We start from the raw sequence: 21,626 nt of genomic DNA on the forward strand, positions 1-21,626 counted from the left end.
GTCTGCCAAGGGCCGGCGGCAAGGCGTCACTGGCTGTTCTCACCCGCCTGCTGGCCATTGTCGTCCTGGCGATATCGAATGGCTTTGGGCTCCGCCCCGGGGCCGAAGGCTTCCTGCAGCGCCTTCACATTCGGATCCCGCTCGATCGCCTCGCGGGCTTCCTCTTCCCGTTGTTCAGTGCGTGCAGCCTGGCGTCGCGCGGGCGTATCCTCCACCGCACGCTCGACGCGGATCTTGAGTTTGACCGGCTTGCCGCAGAAACGGCTCAGGCCCTTCTCGAGCCGCTCAAGGGCACCGGCCGTTCGCAGCTGCTCGGCGGCCTTGTCCAGGCTCAGGAGGGCCGTGTCGCCGTCCCAGCCCTCCAGACGCGTGTTATCCGCGAGCTGGCGGGCCAGACCCCGGAGACCAAGCGCATCCACCACCGCATTCCACCGCTCCGGGGCCGGCAATGGTCGGCCAGCGCCGGGTTCGGCATCGGAGGAACCGCCCGGAGCGGGCTTCGCGACCGCCGGTTTCGAATCCCCGGCCGGGCTGCCACCCGGTTCGGAGGCATCCGGAACCGGCTTCCTGCTCGCTTCCAGCGGCTTCGTTCGGGCAGGGCTCGCCCCTGCCCCACCCGTGGCCGCTGCGGCCCGGCTCCGTTGGGGCTGGCCACCCTCATGGTCACTGCCAGCCGTGGCCGGACGGAAAGCCAGCATGCGAAGCAATGTCATCTCCAGGCCGGCCCGGGTATCTGGCGCCAATGGCAGATCCCGTCGACCCTGTATGGCAATCTGGTAATACAATTGGACATCTTCCGGCGATATCCGCTCCGCCAGGGCCTGCAGACGCTCCCGTCCATCCCATTCATGGCCGGCCTCGGGCACCATCTGCAGCACGGCCATTCGCTGCAGGGCAGTGGCCAGTTCATCCAGCACGCTGAGATAGTCCGGTGCCCGGGTATCGAGCTCCTCCACTGCCCCCAGCAGGGCAGCGCCGTCCTGATCCGCCAGCGACTCAAGCAGGCGAAAAACATCGTCTCTTGCCACGGTGCCGAGCATGGCGCGGACATCCACCTCGTTCAGCGCGCCGCCGCCGAAGGCAATGGCCTGATCCAGCAGGCTCAGACCGTCCCGCATCGAACCATCCGCAGCCCGGGCCACCAGGTCCACGGCGCTTTCCTCGGCCGTCAGACCTTCCGCGGATATGACACGCAGCATCTGCTCGCGAATCACGCTCACCGGCAGACGCTTGAGATTGAACTGCAGACAGCGTGACAGGACCGTCACGGGCAGTTTCTGCGGATCCGTGGTCGCCAGCAGGAATTTCACGTGCGGCGGCGGCTCTTCCAGGGTCTTCAACAGGGCGTTGAAGGAGTGGCTGGAAAGCATGTGGACTTCGTCAATGAGATAGACCTTGTAGCGCCCGCGGGTGGGCGCGTACTGGACATTGTCCAACAGCTCACGGGTGTCGTCCACGCGGGTGCGGGAAGCCGCATCCACCTCGATCAGGTCCACGAACCGCCCTTCGCTGATCTCCCGGCAGGCACTGCACTGTCCGCAGGGCGTCGAGGAAATGCCTTCCTCGCAGTTCAGCGATTTGGCCAGAATTCGGGCGATGGTGGTCTTTCCGACGCCGCGGGTTCCCGTGAACAGAAAGGCGTGGTGCAGGCGATCATTGTCCAGTGCATTGATCAGCGCCCGCAGGACATGTTCCTGCCCCGCCAGCTCGGAAAACGTTGCGGGGCGATACTTTCTGGCCAGTACCTGATAGCTCATGGGATGGAATGCTTCCGCCTGAAACCGGGCCGATTACTCTACCACAGGGATGATGGTGCGAAGCGCCCGAAAACACCCCGGGGAAGGGCTGAATCCGATCTGGGGGTTCATGCCTCAAGAAGGGCGGCGGCCCGCACCGGCTGATCTCCGGCACCCGGCGTCACCGCTACCGCTGCTCCCTTCCGGGCCTGACGGGGTTTGCGGCTGGCCGTCGCGAAGGAGCCGATACGGACCACCATTGAACTGTATCGCGGCGGGGACGGCGAAAAAGGCCGCCAGCGCGATTGAGGGCAGCGATTCTAACATCCGGCGGGCGGATTGTCCTGCTCGGAGGGTTGCGGGGCGAGATTTTGCGGGTTTTGGGGTGGCGATTACGATTACGATTACGATTACGATTACGATTACGAACTGGGATTCAGGCTGGGGTGGATGGTTCCAGGCGAGCCATTGCCGGACCTCCCTCTCCGCCACACATAAAAAAGGTTCTTCGCGGAAAAGCGGGGAGGGCCGAGCGGTTTTGCGGGCGGCGGGTTGGCGGGGGCGTGTTCTGGGCAGGGCCACCAAGACCCGCCCCGGCAACCACACCCGAATTTCCTCCCCGCTTTTCCGCGAAGAGCCAAAAAAAAGCCACCCGATTGGGTGGCTTTTTTTTATGTGTGGCGGAGAGGGAGGGATTCGAACCCTCGGTACGCTTGAGACGTACACACACTTTCCAGGCGTGCTCCTTCGACCGCTCGGACACCTCTCCATTGAAGCGCGCTAGGATACCTGAAACAGGTAGCCCGGCTCAAGCCATTGGCTCAGGGTTCGAAGCGAGCGCTGAGGCCGATCCAGATGCGGGTGCTGTTCCCCGCATAGTCATCACCGAAATAGAACTCCGGATCTCCACCGTCATAGTGACTGAGCTTGAGATCCAGACGCAGCTCACCAAACACCTCACGACCGGCTCTTAGGCCGAACTCCTGACCGTAGCGACTGCTGCCGGCATCCAGCTTGAAGTCGTGATATCGCGCCTCGAAATCCCATTCGCCCCGCTGGGTCTCGACACCGATGTAATTGTCGATCAGGCCAAAATCGGGCGTAACCAGGAAACGGTCACTCCAGCCATTGTGGGTGTGAAGGCTGGCCAGGGGGGTCTGGAAGGCATCCTGCCGATCACCCGAGAGGTGCTCTCTACCCACAAACCAGCGCCAGTCCTCCCGGTTCTGACTGAGCCGGAAGTGGGTGTAACTCTGATCCCGTTCCGGCCCCTCCCCGCGCAATGCTTCCTGATGGGCGTACTCCGCTCGGAAATCGAGTGTCTCGGACCAGGGTAGGCGGCCATGGAAACGTAGGCCGAGGTTGCGGTGAGATTCCCGCTCATCCGTAAACCGCATGTTGTGGAAGTACAGCCCCATGGTCCGGTCACCAAAAACCTGATTGTATTCCAGGATGGTGGCTTCGGTATCGGCCTTGGCCGCAAAGCGATCCGGGTGATTGGGGCCGAGGACCCGGTTTGCACGGCTGATGAACGCGGCATCAAAGCGTACCGGTTCACCCTGCCCGATCCGCATGGTGCTGGCATTGAATGTCTGCTCCAGCTGCCGGAAGGAATCACTGCCCACAAACCGTTCGTTGTCCAAATTGATGGACTGTCGGCCAATTTTCGCCTCGAACACCCCTTCACGACTGATGTATCGGGCCCAGCCTTCGGAGACCCCTGTGTCGAGAGGATCCCGCACAACCGGAAAATCACCGATGCGGCCCGTGGTGTCCTCGAAACGGGGTTCACCAATCAGCTGCGTGGTCTGAAATGCCACCCCGGCATCAAAACCACGGACACGAGGGGTGGTACCGCCCAATCGCAGACGAATCGTGGAGGCTTCCGCCCGCTCGCGGAAATCGTCGTCCTCTACGATCTCAAGGCGATATCGAAGATCTGCAAAGGCCGTCCCCTCCTCCATTTCCCGATCCACCGGTGTGGGCGGGGGAATGATTCTCGGCGCCTGAGCCAGGCAGGGATTGGCCCGCGAGCGATCGGCGCGCTCTTCGCTGGGAATCCGAAAGCGCTCACTGCGGGATTCGCGCGGCGCCAGACCTTCCATATCCAGCGGCTCGCCCGTAAGGGGGTCCATGTAGGGCTCCTCCCGATCCTCATCACAACGCACGGGGCTGGCACAGCCCGTGACCACAAGCGTCAGGGCGAGAAACATCAGACTGAGTCGAATAGGCATGGATAAAGGCTGCTTTCCGAATGTTTGGAAAATTTCAGTCGAGGACACCGGCAGTTCTCAGAGCCTGGCGTACACGGTCGTGATACTGTGCTGACAACGGTACCAGCGGCAGACGGATTCCGGGCTCTATCAGCCCCATTTCCGCCAGCGCCCACTTCACCGGCACCGGATTGGATTCAATGAAGAGATCCTCATGCAGCGGCATCAGCTTCGCATTGATGGCCGCCGCCTTTTCGCGATCTCCCGCCCTGGCCGCCTCACACAGCGCTTGCATGGCGGCGGGCGCCACATTGGCGGTCACCGAGACATCACCGATGCCTCCCCGGAGCATGAACTCCATGGCCGTGGCATCGTCGCCGGTGTAGAGCTCGAGCCGGTCACCGCACCGGGCCTTGAGATCTTCCAGACGCTGCATGTCGCCCGTGGCCTCTTTGATGCCCACCACCGTCTCGAGTTCAGCCAGGCGCGCCACCGTCTCGGGCAACAGGTCACAGCTGGTGCGGCCGGGCACGTTATAGAGAATCACCGGCTTGTCCACCTGCTCCGCCACGGTACGGAAATGCTGATAAAGACCTTCCTGGCTTGGCTTGTTGTAATAAGGAACCACCAGCAGGAAGCCATCCACTCCCATTTTCTCCACCTTGCGAGTGAGGTGAAGGGTCTGGTCCGTGGAATTGGATCCCGTACCCGCGATTACCGGGATTTTTCCACCCGCAAGACGAACGGCCTCGCCGATCAGCTCGGCATGCTCATCCGTCTTCAGCGTGGGGGACTCGCCGGTGGTGCCAGCCACGATGAGCGCCTGGGTTCCCTGCTCCACATGAAAGGCGATCAAACGCTCGAGGGCGCCGAAATCCACTTCTCCCGATACTTTCATTGGCGTGACAAGCGCCACCATGCTTCCGCCGAACATGACACTCTCCCGGGAAATCTGTCCTGAACGGGTGTAGACCCGATCGCCGGAGGCCTCCGGCCAGGTACAAGCGGGGGCCAGTTTACTGCTCCCCGCCGCTTCTGAAAAGCCGCCAGTGCCGCTGCACGAGTTTTCAGGGACACGGGCAAACGGTAGACTGACTGCAAACGACTCAGTACCGGCGCTTGCAGGCCGGCCAACCGGCTCCGGACGACCATCCACAATGACGCAATCACTGATCATCTGCGCGCTCGGCAGAAACCGCCCCGGACTGCTGGAGGCGCTCGCCCGCCATATCAGCCAGAGTGGCTGCTCGGTCAGTCACAGCCGGGGCTCCCTGGTGGACGGAGAGCTCCTCTTCATGGCTCGCCTGACCGGCAGCTGGGACACCCTGGCACGGGTGGAAGCCTCCGCCGAACGCCTGGAACGGGATCTGGCCGTGCAGATTCAGCTGCGACGGGTGGAGAATCATTCACCGGCCGGGGAACAGCTGCCCTACACCGTGGACATCGTGGCCCGGGATCGTGCGGGCACGCTGGCCGAACTGCTCGCCTTCTTCGGTCGCCATCAGATCCAGGTGGCCGAAGTGGTCACCCAGAGTTACGTTTCCGATCACACGGACACACCCATGGCCACGATCCAGATGACGGTGCATGTTCCGGATCAGCAGCCTCTGAGCATCATCCGGGACAATTTCATGGAAATGTGTGATCGACTCAACCTTGACGGCTTGATGGAGCCCATCAAGCACTGATTCAGCAGACAGGTGCAGGAGGAGCGCTCGATGAGCAAGGTCAGCATTGGCAAGAAGGTGGATGATTTCAGGCTGCCGGCCACCGGCAACCAGGAAATTGCCCTTTCCGATCTGCGCGGGAAGAATGTGGTGATTTATTTCTACCCCAAGGACAGCACCCCCGGCTGCACCCAGGAAGGCAAGGACTTTCGCGACCACTACGATGCCTTCCAGAAAGCCAACACCGAAATCCTGGGTGTATCCCGGGACGGGCTCAAGGCACACGAGAACTTTCGAAGCAAACAGGGATTTCCCTTCCATCTGCTATCCGACGGGGAGGAAGCGCTTTGTCGCCAGTTTGATGTCATCAGGGAGAAAACCATGTTCGGCAAGAAGAGCCTGGGCATCGAGCGCAGTACGTTTCTGATTGACAGCGAAGGTGTCTTGCGTCAGGAATGGCGCAAGGTGAAGGTGAAAGGCCACGTGGAGGAAGTACTGCAAGCCGCTCGGGCCCTTTGAGAGCCCCACATCCATGACGATCTGACAATGAGGCGAGCATGAACAAGGGGAATCGCAAGCTCTTCGTGCTGGACACCAATGTACTGATGCACGACCCCACCGCCATATTCCGATTCGAGGAACACGACATCTTCCTTCCCATGGTGGTGCTGGAGGAGCTGGATGCCCACAAGAAAGGGATGTCCGAATCCGCCCGCAACGTTCGTCAGATCAGTCGCTTTCTGGATGATCTCATGCTGGAAGGCAAGGGTGAGCCCGTGGCCTCCGGCCTGCCCCTTCCCAGCAGCGGCCGCTCGGTTGGAGCCACGGCCAGCCCCACCGGCCGCCTGTATTTCCAGACCGAGCCCCTGCCGGCCGAACTGCCCGATTCCCTGCCGGGCAACAAGCCCGACAACACCATTCTGGCCACCACCCTCGGTCTTCAGCACCGGCACCAGGACCAGCAGGTCATTCTGGTCACCAAGGACATCAATCTGCGCATCAAGGCCGCCGTGGTCGGGGTCAAGGCCGAGGATTACTACAACGACAAGGTGCTGGAGGATGTGGATCTGCTCTTCTCCGGCTTCGAAAGCCTGCCGGTGGATTTCTGGGAAAAACACGGTCAGGCCATGGACTCCTGGACCGAGGGTGGCCGAAGCTTCTACCGTTTGACTGGCCCGAGGGCAAGCGAATGGCAGCCCAATCAGTTCGTCACGGCCGGTGAGGATTTTCAGGCGGTGGTTCGATCCGTGGAGGGCGATACCGCCGTCCTGGAGACGATTCGGGACTATCGGGGCGGCAGAAATGCCGTCTGGGGCATCAACGCCCGCAACACCGAACAGAACTTCGCACTCAATCTGCTCATGGATCCGGAAGTGGATTTCGTCACCCTGCTGGGTGCGGCCGGCACGGGCAAGACGCTGCTGACCCTGGCGGCTGCCCTGACCCAGACGCTGGAAGAGAACACCTACTCGGAGATCATCATGACCCGGGTGACCGTTCCCCTGGGCGAAGACATCGGTTTCCTGCCGGGTACCGAGGAAGAGAAGATGACGCCCTGGATGGGGGCCCTGATGGACAACCTGGAAGTGCTCACCCGCTCGGAGGAAGGCGGCGAGTGGGGGCGTGCCGCCACCAACGATCTGCTCCAGAGCCGAATCAAGATCCGCTCATTGAACTTCATGCGCGGGCGTACCTTTCTGAACCGCTTCATCATCCTCGACGAAGCCCAGAACCTCACCCCCAAGCAGATGAAGACCCTGATCACCCGGGCCGGCCCGGGCAGCAAGATCGTGTGCCTGGGCAACGTCGCCCAGATCGACACTCCCTATCTGACCGAAACCACCTCGGGCCTTACCTTCGTGGTGGATCGCTTCAAGGCCTGGGCCCACTCCGGCCATATCACGCTGATGCGGGGTGAACGTTCGCGGCTGGCCGACTACGCCTCTGACGTACTCTGATCCGCTCGACCCAGGCTGCCCTCACTGCCCCGCCTTTCACGCTGAGAGCCTGCCTCACTCGCCGGCTGCCTCGGGCTCCTCATCGGCGGTTTCCTGCTGCCGAGGCCAGGCCTTGAGTACGGCCTGGGCCAGGATGGCCAGCGGAATGGCGAAGAAAACGCCCCAGAAGCCCCAGATGCCACCAAAAAACAGCACAGCGACAATGATGGCGATGGGGTGCAGATTGATCACCTCAGAGAACAGAATCGGCACCAGGACGTTGCCGTCCAGCATCTGGATGATGCCGTAGGCCACCAGAATCCAGGCGAGCTCGGCACTCCAGCCAAACTGGAAATACGCCACCAGAGCGACCGGAAAGGTCATCACGGCCGCACCAATGTAGGGAATAAGCACGGAGATCCCCACCAGGAAACCAAGCAGCATGGCAAAGTTCAGGCCCATGAAGAGGAAGGTGATATAGGTCACCACCCAGACGATCAGGATTTCCCAGAACTTGCCGCGCACAAAATTGCCAAGCTGGGCATCCACTTCCTGCCAGACGCGGGTTGCAAGACCACGCTGACGCGGCAGGTGGCCACGGGCCCAGTTCAGGATCGCATCCTTGTCCTTGAGAAAGAAAAAGACCAGCAGGGGCATCAGGACGATGTAGACGATCAGCGTAATGACACCGACGACCGAGGACAGTGTCTGGCGCAGCATGGTATCTGTATAGCGGCCCGCCTCGCGCCGGATCTGATCCAGAAACTCCTCGATCTGGGTCTCGCTGAACAGGGCCGGGTAGCGCTCAGGCAGGGTGAGCACCAGGCGCTGCCCTTCAGTCAGCATGGCCGGCACTTCCTGCAGCAGCTGGGTTGCCTGGCGGGTCAACATCGGGAACAGCCCGAAGAGGATGGCGAGCAGCACGATGAAGAAGATGATGAAAACCAGCCCCACCGCCAGAATGCGGGGGACGCCGATCCGCTGCAGGGGCTGGATGATGCCTTCCAGCAGGTAGGCGATGATCAGGCTGGCCAGCACCGGCGCAAGGTATTGCCCGGCAAAGATGATCCCGATGAAGCCGGCCAGCAGGAGCCCGGCCAGAATGACGACCTGGGGATCCGAGAAATGGCGTTGAAACCACTCTCTGACTACTTCCATGCTGCACGCCCCTTTGTGGAGATTTCCGGGAATCTTCCCTGTTTCCGACCCTGCTTGTAAAGGAAACCGTGATCGACCGAGCCGTCCGAGCGGGTCCGACGAGCCCCAGGCAAACGACCGTTTGTTTTATTTTCCGTGGGCCTGTGCTTAAATCAGGCGCGAGGAGTTTTCCACTTCGACCGTCGAGGGAAGGAACAATGATCCACAAGAATGCCAAACGCCGCTCTGCGGCAGTCCTGCTGGGTGCGGCCATGGCCGTGCCAATGACGGCCTCGGGCGCCGGTTTTTCCCTTATTGAACAAGGGGTTCGGGGCCTGGGCAATGCCTACGCCGGCGGCGCTGCCGTAGCCGACGACGCCAGCACCATCTATTTCAACCCGGCCGGCATGACCCGGCTGGATCGCCGCGAATGGACCGGTGGCGTCAGCGTCATCGACCTGCGGGGCGATTTCACCAAGGAAAGCGCCACCGATGCCATCGGCCAGCCGCTCAGCGGCGGCGAAGGCGGCAACATCGGCCATGGCGCCTCTCCAGTGCCGAATCTGTACTACCACACCAAGATCAACGACACGACGCATTTCGGCCTGGGCATCGGCGCACCCTTCGGCCTGGCCACCGATTACGAGGAAGATTCCATCTTCCGCTATCAGGCACGGCTGTCGGAGGTCGCCATTGTCAATATCAACCCGTCCATGGCCTGGAAGGTGCATGACAACTGGTCCGTGGGTGTTGGTCTGAATATTCAGTACATGCAGGTGGAGCTGAGCAACGCCGTTGATTTCGGCGCCGTCTGTTTCAGCCAGGTGGATCCCACCACCTGCTCGGCCCTCGGTCTGACGCCGCAGAACGCCGATGGCAGCGCCGTCATCGAAGGCAGCGGCATGGGTTATGGCTTCAACATCGGTGTTCTCGGCGAACACGAAAACACCCGTGTGGGAATCCACTTCCGCAGCCAGGTCAAGCACGATCTGACCGGTGATGCCCGCTTCGAGGGGCGTCCGGCCATCTTCGCGGATCCGACCGCCGAGCATAACCCCTTCGACAACAGCCGAGTGGACGCCAGCTTCCGCGCGCCCTACTCCCTGTCCATGAGTTTTGCCCATGACATGACGGATCGTTTCACCCTTCTGGGTGATGCCACCTACATGGGCTGGAGCAGCTTCGACGAGCTGCGGGTGGAATACCGCAATCCGGCCCAGCCGGATACCGTGGAAGCCCAGAACTACAAGAATGACATGCGCTACGGCCTGGGCTTCAACTTCACGCACAGTGACCGCTGGATCCTGCGTGGTGGCATTGCCTACGACGAAAGCCCGGTTCGTACCGAGCACCGCACGGCCCGCCTCCCCGATGATGATCGCACCTGGTTCTCCCTGGGTGCGACCTATCGCCATTCGGCCAACAGCGAGTTCGACTTTGCCTTTACCCATCTGATGCTGGATGACGAGATCCCGCTGGATCACACCGGGAGCCAGGGTGACCGGATCGTCGGCACCTACGAGGTGTCTGCCAACATCGTGGGCATTCAGTGGCGCTACCTGTTCGACTGAGGGAGCACCACGTGCCGGCATGTTTCCGGTAAAACGATCAAAGCCCGGTCAGACAACTGACCGGGCTTTTTTGATTCTTTGTCCCCGACATCGGGGATTGCTAGACTCGCTGAACCGGCGACCCTAAGGACTGTCCTAGAAGACAGCTGCCGGTATTCCGGCCATTTCTCGGGGACACCATGGTAATGCGCCTGATCTACCGCCTGACCGCCATTCTGTTCGCCATGAGCCTGGGCTGGCTGGCCCTGGCAGGGCCGACTGTGGCCCAGGGTTTTGATACCAACCGCCTGCCGGATCTGGGCGATGCCAGCAGCACGGTATTCAGCCCCAGCGAGCAGGCCAGCATTGGCCGGGACATCGTTCGGCAGATCCGCGCCAGCGGGGCCATCCTGGAAGACCCGGATCTGGAGGAGTACATTCAGGGCCTCGGGCAGCACCTGGCTGCGCACAGCTCGCGCCCCGGCGATCACTTTGACTTCTTCATCATCCGCAGTCCGGCCATCAATGCCTTCGCCCTTCCGGGCGGCTACATCGGCATCAATGCCGGCCTCATTCTCGCTGCCGACAATGAATCGGAGCTGGCAGGTGTCGTGGCTCATGAAATTGCCCACGTCACACAGCGCCACATCGCCCGCCAGATCGACGCCATGCGAGGTACCGGGCTGGCAGCTCTGGGAGCCATGCTGGGTGCCATCCTCATTGCGGCGAACACCGGCCATGCGGATGCCGCAATGGCCACGGCAATTTCCGCCCAGGCCCTGACATTGCAACGGCAGATCAACTTCACCCGAGCCCATGAGTACGAAGCGGATCGAATCGGTATCAAGATGATGGCGGAAGCCGGGTTCGACCCGGAGGGCATGGCCACGTTCTTCGAGAAGCTTCAGCGAAGAACCCAGTATTCCGCGGGCCAGGGTGTGCCCGAGTATCTGAGAACCCACCCACTGACCACCGCCCGAATCACCGAGGCCAGAAACCGGGCCCGTGATCTCCGTAGCGAGGACCATGAATCCAGCCGTCGTTTCTATCTCATGCGGGAACGACTCAATGCAATGATTTCCGCCAGCGGCGGTCGGGAAGTCATCGCCCTGAACCCGGCACGATCGCCGATGGATATCGGGTTCACCGCCGACCTGGATGTCTATCGCCAGGCGGTGACCGCGCAGGTACGGGGACGCCATGAGGAAGCCGCACGGCTGTTTGGGAGCCTGCGCCGAAAATCACCAGACATCATCAGTTATTACATCGGTGAGGCCGAAAGCCTTCTGGCGAGCGGTAGAGAGACAGAAGCCCTGGAACTGTACCAGTCGGCCAGCGCCCTGTTCCCACGCAACCCAAGTCTGAGTGAGAGTCACGCACTGTCTCTGCTCGGGGCCGGGGAAGCCCAGCAAGCCCATGACAAGCTGTCGGCCATGGTCCGTCGCCAGGATGTTCCTGCCCGGTACCATCGACATCTGGCTCAGGCAGCCAGCGACCTGGGAAATGAGGCCGAGTCCCATTTCCACATGGCGGGCTTCCATCTGGTGCAGGGGGATGTCTACAGCGCGATGATTCAGATGCGTCTTGCGCTCGGATATCCGATCGCGGATTCCCGGCAACTGGCCCAGTTCAATGAACGGATGACGCGCATCAACATGAAATGGGAACGGCTGCCCCGTGACGTTCAACAGGCACAGCGACCCGGGCAATGACACCATGACGGGGGCACTTTGTTCTTGACGACGCGATTCCCGCACCGCCCCATGATTCCGGACTGCACAGCTGGCGAACGGGTCAGCACCCAGTAAAAAGCCCCGCCGGTGGCGGGGCTTTTTTCTTGCTGCAAAACGGGCTCACTGACGGCTGGTGTGGTTGATCGCGCCGCTGAAATAAAGACTGTTCAGCAGCAGACGATTGGTTCCGAACCAGAAGGCCCTGAAGCTGGTGTTGTCCACGAACAGAATCACGGCTCCCTGCCCTACTCGATCCGCCATCAGTGACAGGCTGCCGCCCATCATGGCCAGATTCTCGTCGGAAACATAACCACTCATGAGCGGTTCATCAACGTAGCGGGCCACCTGCACATAGGGATTGTCTCCCGGCTCAAGGTACCGGGTACTGTTGCGAAAGACGGGCAGGCGTTCCCGGCTGTAGCCGAAGGCAAGGGGATGCGTAAGATCCAGCTCCGTCTCGAAGATGGCGCCTCCGATCACCTGGGCGGCACGATCCGCTGCGAAGTCGTCATAAGGCAAGCGTTCGGATTCACCGCGCTCCCGCTGGCGGAACTCCAGATCATAAAGACCAGAATCGGCGACCCACTCCAGAGCATTCTTCTGAGCCACCAGTGTGCCACCCTGCCGTACCCAGTCATGAACGGCCTGTTTCTGCCCGTCGCTGAGCCGACGCCAGGGGCCATTGACCATGTAAAGGTGGGTGTAGCGGCTGAGATCGGCCGAATCCAGCTCCCCCCAGTTCAACAAGGTCACGGGAACCTCGTAACGGAAGTCCAGCAGGTGCCAGATTTCCCCGGCTTCCTGCATGTGCACACCGTCATCCACCAGAATTGCCGGGCGCACCGGCTCCACGGGGCGGAAATTGCGGCTGCCCAGGTCAACACCACTGCGAGAAAGCCCACCCTCAATGGCGGACACCGTGACCCCGTCTTCGCGGGCGTAGCGGCGGAGAATGCCCTCAATTCTCGAGGCCACGCCTTCTTCCTGGATTCCCACCGGGATCATGATGGTCCCGCGGGGGAATGAGCGGGTCTCACCACCGGCAACAGGTGACTCGAAGGGCTGTTTGGCCACACGCACGCGGGCGCCGGCTTCCAGCAGGCGCTGGGTCATGCGTGGCGCGTAGTACGGTGCCCAGTCAAAGGCCCAGGCGACCAGGCGATCACTGTCGATATCGGCACGGCCGCCGAATGATGGCACCTCACTCAGGCGCTCGCCCATGGAGGCACGGCGTAGTTCCCGGGCTGAGAGGCTCGCCATCGGCATGTTGAAGGCCAGGGGCAGCGTCCAGGTGGACACATCGTAGAACCAGGTATCGGGGAACTCGAGCTGGCGCTCCATCATGGCCAGGATGAAGCGGTACTGGGGCTGCTCAAGCGGAATCAGCCAGGCCTCACCGGGACGGAAGGTATGGCCATCCGCCTCGATCTCCGCACCCAGTTCGCGAACATCCACGTCCTGGCGGATCAGGATCTCCACCAGCTCGGCCGTCCGGGCACGATCCGTCGGGTCACCAATGACCAGGGCCTTGCGCCGATCCCGCGCGGCCTCCTCCATGGCTTCCTCATAAAAGCGCTGCTGGAAGCCCAACAGCTCATTCCTCAGATCATGGCTGGCCTGCAGGGTGGAGAAGGAAGTGAGAACCTGGTTCCGGATCGCCTCCGTGAAGCTGCGGTCGCCATGAATGGTCTCCCGCAGATGACCCCGGGCACTGGCCTGCTCGTACAGGATACCCACACTGGCATTGATGTCGGGGAAGGTGGAACCCTTGCCGAAATAGTAATCGTCAAAGACTTCCTTGGTGAAATAGGGGACACCGTACTGATCCAGCAGATCGGCGTGGTATTCGGCGATCTTTGCCGTAAGCTCGTAGTTGCGTTCCGGGGTTCTCGGATTGTTGCGATCCGGGTCACCTGGCTGGAAGAAATAGGTGCTGTTCCGGCCCATTTCATGCCAGTCACCCACTACATTCGGCTTCCATGCGTGAAACCCGGCGACACGGGCGCGCGATTCGGGGTGCTGAACGGGCAACCAGTCCCGGTTGAGATCGAACCAGTAGTGGTTGGTGCGTCCCCGCGGCCACACCTGGCGATGCTCGCGATTCTGCGGATCCCCCACCAGGGTCTGGCCACGGTGCATGTTGACCCAGCTGGCAAATCGCTGGACGCCATCCGGGTTCATGGCCGGTTCGATCAGAACAATGGTGTCTTCAAGCATTGCCAGGGTACGTTCGTCACGCGCGGCGGCCAGATGCCAGGCCACCACCATGGAGGCATTGGCGCCGCTGGCCTCGTCACCATGGATGCTGTAGCCGAACCAGTTCACGACCGGATGATCACGCAGATCCTCATCCGACCCCGGCTGCATGGCCGCCAGCCTTGCGGTACGAATCGCCTCCAGGTTCTCCTGATTTCCCGGCGAGGTGATGCGGGCGACCAGCATCGGGCGCTGCTCATAGGTGCGCTCCTTCTCCACCAGGCTGACCCGATCCGAGGCATCCGCAAGGCGTTCGAAATAGCGAATCAGCTGATCGTGACTCACATGCCACTCACCCACCTGGTAACCAAGCACTTCCTCCGGTGTCGGAATGCTCTGGTCATACTCCGCTGCCCAGGGCAGGAACCAGTCAAGCTCCATGGTATCGGCTGCCAGGGGCAGGCTGAAGAAAAAGAGAAACAGGCCTGTCAGGCCATATCGGAATTTCATCATGGCTCCTCGCTTTGCTGTCTGAGATTATGTGGATTTCCGGATGTCAACGATGCCGGCCCCTGATAACATGCTGGGCCAGACTGCTGCCAACACCGTCATACTGCGGACTGAGAGCCGAAACCGTGAGCCAGCCATTGCAGAGATACTTCAGAGGTATCGCCTCCATCCTGGTGGTCCTGTTCATTGCCACCGCCTGTACCACTACCCCCGATCCCGATCACAGGGATCCGCGGGACCCCTTCGAGGGCTTCAATCGAAGCGTCTACGCCTTCAACGACACCATCGACAGGGCAGCCGTTCGGCCTGTTGCCGTGGCCTACAGGGACAATATTCCCCAGCCGGTTCGCACCGGGGTTGGCAATTTTGTCAGCAATCTGTCCTATCCCATCGTCATTGTGAACAGTGCGCTGCAGGGAAAGTTCACTGATGCCTTTTCCGATACCGGGCGCTTTCTCATCAATACCACCATTGGCATTGCCGGCATCTTCGACCCGGCCACGCTTGTGGGCCTTGAGGCCAATAATGAGGATTTTGGTCAGACTCTGGGGGTCTGGGGCTTCGGCCCGGGCCCCTATCTGATGCTGCCCGCCCTGGGCCCGTCAACCGTGCGAGATGCATCCGGCATGGCGGTGGCTACCTATGTGGATCCAACCTATTCCGCCATCCCGACGCCGGAGCGATACGGCCTGTATCTGATCCGGGCAGTGGATCTGCGGGCCGGCCTGCTGGAAGCCGACCGTTTTCTGGAAGATGAATTCGATCCCTATGTCGCGCTCAGGGAAGCATACCTGCAGAGGCGGCGGCACCTCATCTACGACGGGGACCCGCCTCCCGAGGAGATCGACTACGACGACTGGGACGATGAGGACGATGACTGGGAATGGTGAGCGGAACGCCAACTGCTCATGCCGCCCCCAGTATGGCCTCGAGATCACTGATTCGGATGAGGCGTTGCAACTGAGCAGGCGGTGATTCCAGCACAAGGCGGTCGCCAGCCTGCTGACAGTGGCGCCAGTATTCCAGCAGTACCGCAAGGCCGGCACTGTCAATCTGTCGCAACTCCGACAGATCCATGTGGACCTTCGCCCCGTTTCCCACCAGACGATTCACCAGCGTCAGGGCGTGCGAGGCATTGCTGAAGCCCAGGCGCCCACTCAGTCGGTAGCGGCCCCCACCCAGCCCCTCAAGGTTGATGTCCGTCTCCGGCGCTGATTCATTCACCATCTTCAGACTGACCTTCCAGGGACTCTTCCAGCTCATCCGCCTTGCGACTCGCCCTCTCCTCCAGGCGCTCAATGACGGCATCCAGACCGCGCTGACGAATTTCACTGTCGAAGGAATTGCGATAATTGGTGACGTAGGAAACACCTTCAATGGTGACATCGAAGACCCGCCACTCACCGTCCCGGTACCGGAGGGTGTAATCCACCGGGATATTGCTGCCACCCGGACGAACGATCTGGGTGCGAACCCGTGTCCGATCCGGATTGAGTTCGCCACGCACCGGCTGAACCCTTATCTCGAGGTCATTGGGCGTATATTCGACCATGCCGTCGGCATAACTTCTTACCAGAAAGCGGTAGAAGGCCTCACCGAAAGCCCGGCGTTGTTCCGGACTGGCATCCCGACCATGCCGACCAAGAACCAGCCGGGTGCTGTAGGGAACATCAAAGACCGGCAGAAGAAGATCCTCCACGAATGCGTAGAGGGCCTCGGGATCATCCTTCATGGACTCACGACGTTCCTGCAGTGCCGCAATGATCTCATTGGCCGTTTCCTCCACCATCTGCGCGGGATCCGGCATCTGCTCCTCGGCCAAGGCCTGCAAGGGCAGCAGCAGAGTCAGTACCAGCCCGGCCACAAGAGACGTCAACGATTTGGAATTGCGATACCACATGGCTCAGTCTCCCTGGGAGTAGAGGAACTGTCCGATCAGGTTCTCGAGAACCAGTGCGGACTGGGTATGGATGATCTCACTGCCATCGGCCAGCGACTCCACGTCACCACCCGGGTCGAGGGCTATGAACTGCTCCCCGAGCAGTCCCGATGTGCGAATCGACGCAATGGTGTCCGCGGGAAGATTATCGTACCGCGAGCTGATGGTGATCGTCACCACCGCGTCCAGGCGGTCGTTATCGAAGCTGATGTCGCTCACACGTCCGAGCCGGACCCCGGCCATGGTGACGGGAGCGCGTACCCGCAGGCCGCCGATATCGTCAAATCGGGCGGTCACATCGTAGCCAGGTTCCGCACCGATTCCGCGCATGCCGGTGGTCTGGGTAACCAGGAAAAAAATGGCCAGAATACCGAGCAGCACGAACAGGCCCGTGCCGAAATCCATCGCCTTGTTATGACGCATTGCTCAAACCCTCGCAGACGCGTTTAGTCGCCAACAATCATGGCAGTGATGAGGAAGTTGATGGCCAGAACGGCCACCGCCGTAATCACGATGGCCCGGGTTGTCGCCCGACTGACGCCTTCCGCCGTGGGCGGGGCGTTATAGCCCTCGTAGACGGCGATCAGGCTGGCGGCAATGCCGAAGGCCACACTCTTCCAGATGCCGCTCATGACATCGGTGCCCACCTGAACCGCGTTATTCATCTGGGACCAGAAGGGGCCGGCATCCACACCCAGCAGCCCCACACCGACCACATAGCCACCGAAGATGCCCAGTGCACTGAAGATGGCCGCCAAAAACGGCATGGCAATCACACCGGCCAGAAAACGCGGCATCACCACCCGTTTGACCGGATCCACGGCCATCATTTCCATGCCCGACAGCTGATCGGTGGCCCGCATGAGACCGATTTCCGATGCCAGGGAGGTACCGGACCGCCCGGCAAACAGGATGGCCGTCAGAACCGGGCCGAGCTCACGCACCAAAGTCATCGCCACCATGACACCGAGCGATTCCGTGGCACCGAACTGATTGAGTATATGGTAGCCCTGGAGCGCCAGAACCATGCCGACGAACACGGCGGAAATGCCGATGATCAGGAGGGAGTGCGCCCCCAGCCGATAGAGTTGCTGCCAGACCAGACCGAAGCGCAACAGGGCGGCAGGGGTCTCGGCCAGCAGGCGCAGAAAGAAACGGGTAACAGCACCCAGTGTTTCCACGAACTCGCGGGAGGCCTGGCGCAGGTCCTGCCACATACTGATCACGGTTCAATCTCCATCAGGTCCTCGGCATAATCCCGAGCCGGGTAGTGGAAGGGAACCGGCCCGTCGGACATGCGATGCATGAACTGCCGGACCCAGGGGGACTCGTCCTGCTTCAGCTCATCCGGTGTGCCGCCGGACACGATTCGGCCGTCGGCAATGATCCAGGCCCAGTCCGCCACCTGGGAAACTTCCTCGATATCATGGGAAACGATGACACTGGTGAGACCAAGCGCCTGATTGATCTCGCGTATGAGGCGCACGATCACCCCCATGGAAATGGGATCCAGGCCGGCAAATGGTTCGTCGTAGAGCACCAGTTCGGGATCCATGACCACGGCACGGGCCAGCCCGACACGCCGGGCCATGCCGCCTGATAGTTCGGCGGGCATCAACCGTGCCGCCCCGCGCAGCCCCACCGAGTGCAGGCGCGTCATGACCAGATGATGGATCAGGGCTTCGGGCAAGCGGGTATGCTCGCGAAGGGGGAAGGCAACGTTCTCATAGACATCCAGGTCGGTCAGGAGTGCGCCGGCCTGAAAGAGATAACCCACCCGTTTGCGCAATTGGTAAAGGGCCGTTCGGGAAAGCCCGGAGACTTCATGGCCATCAAGCTCCACAGTGCCCCGGTCGGCGATGAGCTGCCCGGTAATCAGGCGCAGGAGCGTCGTCTTCCCGGTGCCGCTGGGGCCCATGATGGCCGTGACCTTGCCACGGGGAATGGTCAGACTGACATCCCTGAAGATGAGACGATCGCCACGACTGAAGCTGACGCCATCAAGGCGAATATGCGGATCGGGTGATTGGCCCTGCCCCATGCTCATCTCCATCACTGTTCCGGGACACAAAAAACCCCGGAGCGACGGCCCCGGGGTTTCTATTTCGATCAGGCTGCCTGGTCTTTTTCCATGGCCTCGGACCAGTCGCCGGAACGGGCGGCGCTGTTGCAGCGAGCCCGATGGTAGAAGGCCTTCTGGGCCGCTTCGGCTTGTTCTTCCTTGCCGGCCCAGGCCTTGAGGGCCGGTGCCTGAAGGGCGCGGCCATAGGAGAAGCTCAGCTCCCAGGGGTGGGGGCCCAGGCGGTTCATCAGGTTCAGGTGCTCGGTGGCCAGCTCATCACTCTGGCCACCGGAAAGGAAGACGATGCCCGGAACAGCCGCCGGCACATGCCGTTTGAGACAGCGCACGGTGGCTTCCGCCACTTCCTGGGCGGCGGCCTGGCGGTCTGCCTTCTTGCCGGCAATGACCATGTTCGGCTTGAGCAGGATACCCTCGAGCAGCACACCGTGCTCGTAGAGGGCATTGAATACCTTGTTCAGAGCCCGGGCAGTGACGGCCTCACAGACTTCGATGCTGTTGTCACCGTCCATCAGCACTTCCGGTTCCACGATGGGCACCAGACCGGCTTCCTGGCACAGGGCCGCGTAGCGGGCCAGGGCATGGGCGTTGGCGTCCAGACAGAACTCGCTCGGCATGCCGTTGGCGGTATCAATGGTGATCACCGCACGCCACTTGGCAAACTGGGCACCCAGATCCACGTATTCGCTGAGACGATCCCGCAGGCCATCAAGACCCTCGGTCACCTTCTCGCCGGGATGGCCGGCCAGTTCCTTCGCACCCGCGTCCACCTTGATGCCCGGAATCACACCCAGAGACTTGAGATGCTCCGGAAACGGCGTGCCGGAACGGGTGGACTGGCGCAGGGTCTCGTCAAACAGGATCACGCCACTGATGAATTCCTCGGCACCCGGGGTGGTGAAGAGAATCTCGCGGTAACGGCGCCGGTTCTCTTCCGTGGATTCCACACCCACGGAGTCCAGGCGCTTGGCAATGGTGCCAGTGCTTTCATCGGCCGCCAGAATCCCCTTGCCGGGCGCGACCAGCTCGCGAGCCACCTGCCGGAGCTGAGCTGCCTTGCTGTCAAACTGCGCGTTCATGCTTTCCTCCCGAAACGATAGGCCGTGCCGCGTCCGCCACGGCCGACCTTGAGTCCGGGCGAGACGCCGTTGATGGTTGATCCGGGTAGTTTATCAGAACCCTGGCCGTCGTCGGAACTGAAAAAGGCCGTGCCCGCTCAGGCCGACCGGGCACGGCCATTGGCCGCGAACTGCATCATGCGGGCAGGGATCTGCTCCAGCGAGAGTATTTCGTCCGCCGCCCCGAGACTGACTGCCGCCCCCGGCATCCCCCACACGGTGGAACTGGCCTCGTCCTGGACAATGGTCGCCGCACCGGATGCCTTCATTCTGGCCAGACCCTCGGCCCCGTCCCGGCCCATGCCGGTGAGCAACACACCTACCGCTTCGCTGCCCGCGGATTCGGCCACGGAGTCGAACATCACGTCCACACTCGGGCGATGCCGGTTCACGGTTTCAGACTGGTCGATCCGGCAGATCAGCCGGGCACCGTCCCGCTGCACCCGCAAATGCCAGTCGCCCGGCGCCACGTAGGCATGGCCCGGCATGATCGGAGCACGGTCCGTGGCCTCCTTCACCGTGAGACTCGTCACACTGTTCAGGCGCTCGGCGAAGGGGCCACTGAAACTCGCGGGAATGTGCTGACTGATGACGATGGGCGGGGAATCGGGCGGCAGGCATTCCAGCACACGCCGGATGGCCTCCGTACCACCGGTGGAGGCCCCGATGGCTACCAGCCTCTGGCGGGTACCCGCGCTACGGGCCTCGTAGGCTCCGGCCTCGCGCAGCGACTCTTTCACCCGCTCCCGAAAGGCTTCCCGCTCCGTTCCACTGAAATTGGTCAGGGGCCTGATGGTTGCCCGGGCCGCCGCCTTGACCTTGGCGACCACTTCGGCCGCATAGTCTTCCAGCTTCACGGACAGCTCCCGGGCGGGCTTGGTGACGAAATCCACGGCCCCCAGCTCCAGCGCCTGAAGCGTGACCTTGGCCCCGTCATGGGTAAGGGAGGAGACCATGACCACTGGCATGGGTCGCAGACGCATGAGGTTTTCCAGAAAGGTAATACCATCCATGCGCGGCATTTCCACATCCAGCGTGATCACATCGGGATCGAGCCGCTTGATCTGATCACGGGCCGCATAGGGGTCGGGAGCCGCACCGACCACCTCGATCCCCGGATCGGACTCCAGCATCCGGGTGAGCAGCTTGCGCACCAGGGCCGAATCATCCACGACGATGACGCGAATCTTGCCATTCGTACTCAAACCACCCTCCTCCGCACCCCGCCGGGTGTTGCTGAATCGCTGATCAGGCGGCCCGGAACCACTTTCTGGCGGGACCCCCCACGCTGAACACGAACCTGTCCGCTGGCAGTCAGGAAACGAATGACCCGATGTTCACTGCCACCGACATCGCTCGCCTGAATCGGGATACCGAGCGCCTGCAGGCACCGTTCGGCAAATTCGATGTTGTGCCTGCCCACCGGCCGCAACTGGGTCAGCATCTCCGAGCCCCCGAACAATTTGGCCACAATACGCCCCGGGCGGGCACCCATGAGCGCCATTCCGTCCACCAGGGCATGAATGGCCGGGGCCCCGTAACGGCAATCGGCCACCGATTCATCCAGTCGGACGGGGCCTTCACCGGGCAACAGGAAGTGATTCATGCCGGCGATGCCAGCCTCACTGTCCCGCAGACACACCGTGATGCAGGAGCCGAGCAAGGTACTGATGATGGTGTCGCCGTCAACGATGCAATAACCGCCTGCATGGATCCGGGTGATTTCCCGATCCAGCAGCGGATCGTGGCTGACAAAGCCATCCGATGTACCGCCAAACACTCGTCGCACCGATCGTTACCTCCTGCGCCC

19 protein-coding genes, 1 tRNA gene and 1 other RNA gene are annotated in these 21,626 nt (G+C 61.7%); 6 read left to right on the forward strand and 15 right to left on the reverse strand.

What is annotated here, in order from left to right; all coding sequences use genetic code 11:
• Positions 1–26: 26 nt before the first annotated feature.
• The 5 genes from dnaX to dapA form a co-directional block, all read right to left on the reverse strand.
• A complete protein-coding gene (gene dnaX / locus RBH19_RS00865; RefSeq protein WP_306726914.1) occupies positions 27–1,757 on the reverse strand; it encodes a DNA polymerase III subunit gamma/tau in 1,731 nt (576 codons plus the stop codon).
• 131 nt (positions 1,758–1,888) lie between these two features.
• Positions 1,889–1,985: signal recognition particle sRNA small type (gene ffs / locus RBH19_RS00870), an RNA gene on the reverse strand.
• A 429-nt stretch (positions 1,986–2,414) separates the two neighbouring features.
• A tRNA-Ser gene (locus tag RBH19_RS00875) sits at positions 2,415–2,505 on the reverse strand.
• A 52-nt stretch (positions 2,506–2,557) separates the two neighbouring features.
• On the reverse strand, positions 2,558–3,970 hold the full coding sequence (locus RBH19_RS00880; RefSeq protein ID WP_306726915.1) for an alginate export family protein: 1,413 nt from the start codon (positions 3,968–3,970) through the stop codon (positions 2,558–2,560).
• Positions 3,971–4,004: 34 nt separating this feature from the next.
• Complete coding sequence (gene dapA / locus RBH19_RS00885) at positions 4,005–4,883, reverse strand: 4-hydroxy-tetrahydrodipicolinate synthase (protein WP_306726916.1); 879 nt, start codon at positions 4,881–4,883, stop codon at positions 4,005–4,007.
• A 223-nt stretch (positions 4,884–5,106) separates the two neighbouring features.
• On the opposite strand from dapA, the gene RBH19_RS00890 reads away from it, so the two are divergent.
• From RBH19_RS00890 to RBH19_RS00900, 3 genes are read left to right on the forward strand one after another with little or no spacing between them, the layout of a single operon-like run.
• Complete coding sequence (locus RBH19_RS00890; RefSeq protein WP_306726917.1) at positions 5,107–5,637, forward strand: glycine cleavage system transcriptional repressor; 531 nt, start codon at positions 5,107–5,109, stop codon at positions 5,635–5,637.
• 30 nt (positions 5,638–5,667) lie between these two features.
• Positions 5,668–6,135: a peroxiredoxin gene (locus RBH19_RS00895; protein WP_306726918.1), complete on the forward strand. Its 468-nt coding sequence runs from the start codon at positions 5,668–5,670 to the stop codon at positions 6,133–6,135.
• Positions 6,136–6,173: 38 nt separating this feature from the next.
• Positions 6,174–7,574 carry a PhoH family protein gene (locus tag RBH19_RS00900; RefSeq protein WP_306726919.1) on the forward strand — a complete coding sequence of 467 codons (1,401 nt, stop codon included), beginning with the start codon at positions 6,174–6,176 and terminating at the stop codon, positions 7,572–7,574.
• Positions 7,575–7,628: 54 nt separating this feature from the next.
• On the opposite strand, the gene RBH19_RS00905 is transcribed toward RBH19_RS00900, so the two are convergent.
• Complete coding sequence (locus RBH19_RS00905; protein WP_306726920.1) at positions 7,629–8,711, reverse strand: AI-2E family transporter; 1,083 nt, start codon at positions 8,709–8,711, stop codon at positions 7,629–7,631.
• A 197-nt stretch (positions 8,712–8,908) separates the two neighbouring features.
• On the opposite strand from RBH19_RS00905, the gene RBH19_RS00910 reads away from it, so the two are divergent.
• Together RBH19_RS00910 and RBH19_RS00915 are read left to right on the forward strand one after the other, a co-directional pair.
• Entirely contained in the window at positions 8,909–10,261 is a 1,353-nt protein-coding gene (locus tag RBH19_RS00910; protein ID WP_306726921.1) for an OmpP1/FadL family transporter, read from the forward strand.
• A 185-nt stretch (positions 10,262–10,446) separates the two neighbouring features.
• Positions 10,447–11,952, forward strand: a complete 1,506-nt coding sequence (locus RBH19_RS00915) for a beta-barrel assembly-enhancing protease (protein WP_306726922.1) — start codon at positions 10,447–10,449, stop codon at positions 11,950–11,952.
• 141 nt (positions 11,953–12,093) lie between these two features.
• Here the strand turns inward: RBH19_RS00915 and RBH19_RS00920 are convergent, their stop codons facing one another.
• Positions 12,094–14,679 (reverse strand): M14 family zinc carboxypeptidase, encoded by a 2,586-nt coding sequence (locus RBH19_RS00920; RefSeq protein WP_306726923.1) that lies wholly within the window; start codon positions 14,677–14,679, stop codon positions 12,094–12,096.
• Positions 14,680–14,804: 125 nt separating this feature from the next.
• Here RBH19_RS00920 and RBH19_RS00925 point away from each other — a divergent pair, with 125 nt between their 5' ends.
• Positions 14,805–15,569, forward strand: coding sequence for an MlaA family lipoprotein (locus RBH19_RS00925; protein ID WP_306726924.1), 765 nt, complete (start codon positions 14,805–14,807; stop codon positions 15,567–15,569).
• A 16-nt stretch (positions 15,570–15,585) separates the two neighbouring features.
• Here the strand turns inward: RBH19_RS00925 and RBH19_RS00930 are convergent, their stop codons facing one another.
• From RBH19_RS00930 to RBH19_RS00965, 8 genes are all read right to left on the reverse strand, one after another.
• Positions 15,586–15,906: an STAS domain-containing protein gene (locus RBH19_RS00930; RefSeq protein ID WP_306726925.1), complete on the reverse strand. Its 321-nt coding sequence runs from the start codon at positions 15,904–15,906 to the stop codon at positions 15,586–15,588.
• Entirely contained in the window at positions 15,896–16,579 is a 684-nt protein-coding gene (locus RBH19_RS00935; protein WP_306726926.1) for an MlaC/ttg2D family ABC transporter substrate-binding protein, read from the reverse strand. The genes RBH19_RS00930 and RBH19_RS00935 overlap by 11 nt, the downstream gene beginning before the upstream one ends.
• Before the next feature lie 3 nt (positions 16,580–16,582).
• Positions 16,583–17,041 carry an outer membrane lipid asymmetry maintenance protein MlaD gene (gene mlaD / locus RBH19_RS00940; protein WP_306726927.1) on the reverse strand — a complete coding sequence of 153 codons (459 nt, stop codon included), beginning with the start codon at positions 17,039–17,041 and terminating at the stop codon, positions 16,583–16,585.
• A 23-nt stretch (positions 17,042–17,064) separates the two neighbouring features.
• Entirely contained in the window at positions 17,065–17,835 is a 771-nt protein-coding gene (gene mlaE / locus RBH19_RS00945) for a lipid asymmetry maintenance ABC transporter permease subunit MlaE (protein WP_306727286.1), read from the reverse strand.
• A 5-nt stretch (positions 17,836–17,840) separates the two neighbouring features.
• Entirely contained in the window at positions 17,841–18,659 is an 819-nt protein-coding gene (locus tag RBH19_RS00950) for an ABC transporter ATP-binding protein (RefSeq protein ID WP_306726928.1), read from the reverse strand.
• Positions 18,660–18,727: 68 nt separating this feature from the next.
• Entirely contained in the window at positions 18,728–19,777 is a 1,050-nt protein-coding gene (locus tag RBH19_RS00955; RefSeq protein WP_306726929.1) for a class I fructose-bisphosphate aldolase, read from the reverse strand.
• A gap of 137 nt (positions 19,778–19,914) precedes the next feature.
• Positions 19,915–21,021, reverse strand: coding sequence for a protein-glutamate methylesterase/protein-glutamine glutaminase (locus RBH19_RS00960; RefSeq protein ID WP_374728933.1), 1,107 nt, complete (start codon positions 21,019–21,021; stop codon positions 19,915–19,917).
• Positions 21,018–21,605 carry a chemotaxis protein CheD gene (locus tag RBH19_RS00965; RefSeq protein ID WP_306726930.1) on the reverse strand — a complete coding sequence of 196 codons (588 nt, stop codon included), beginning with the start codon at positions 21,603–21,605 and terminating at the stop codon, positions 21,018–21,020. The genes RBH19_RS00960 and RBH19_RS00965 overlap by 4 nt, the downstream gene beginning before the upstream one ends.
• Positions 21,606–21,626 lie beyond the last annotated feature (21 nt).

Origin of the sequence: Natronospira bacteriovora (assembly GCF_030848495.1) — a bacterium.
GTDB classification, from domain to species: domain Bacteria; phylum Pseudomonadota; class Gammaproteobacteria; order Natronospirales; family Natronospiraceae; genus Natronospira; species Natronospira bacteriovora.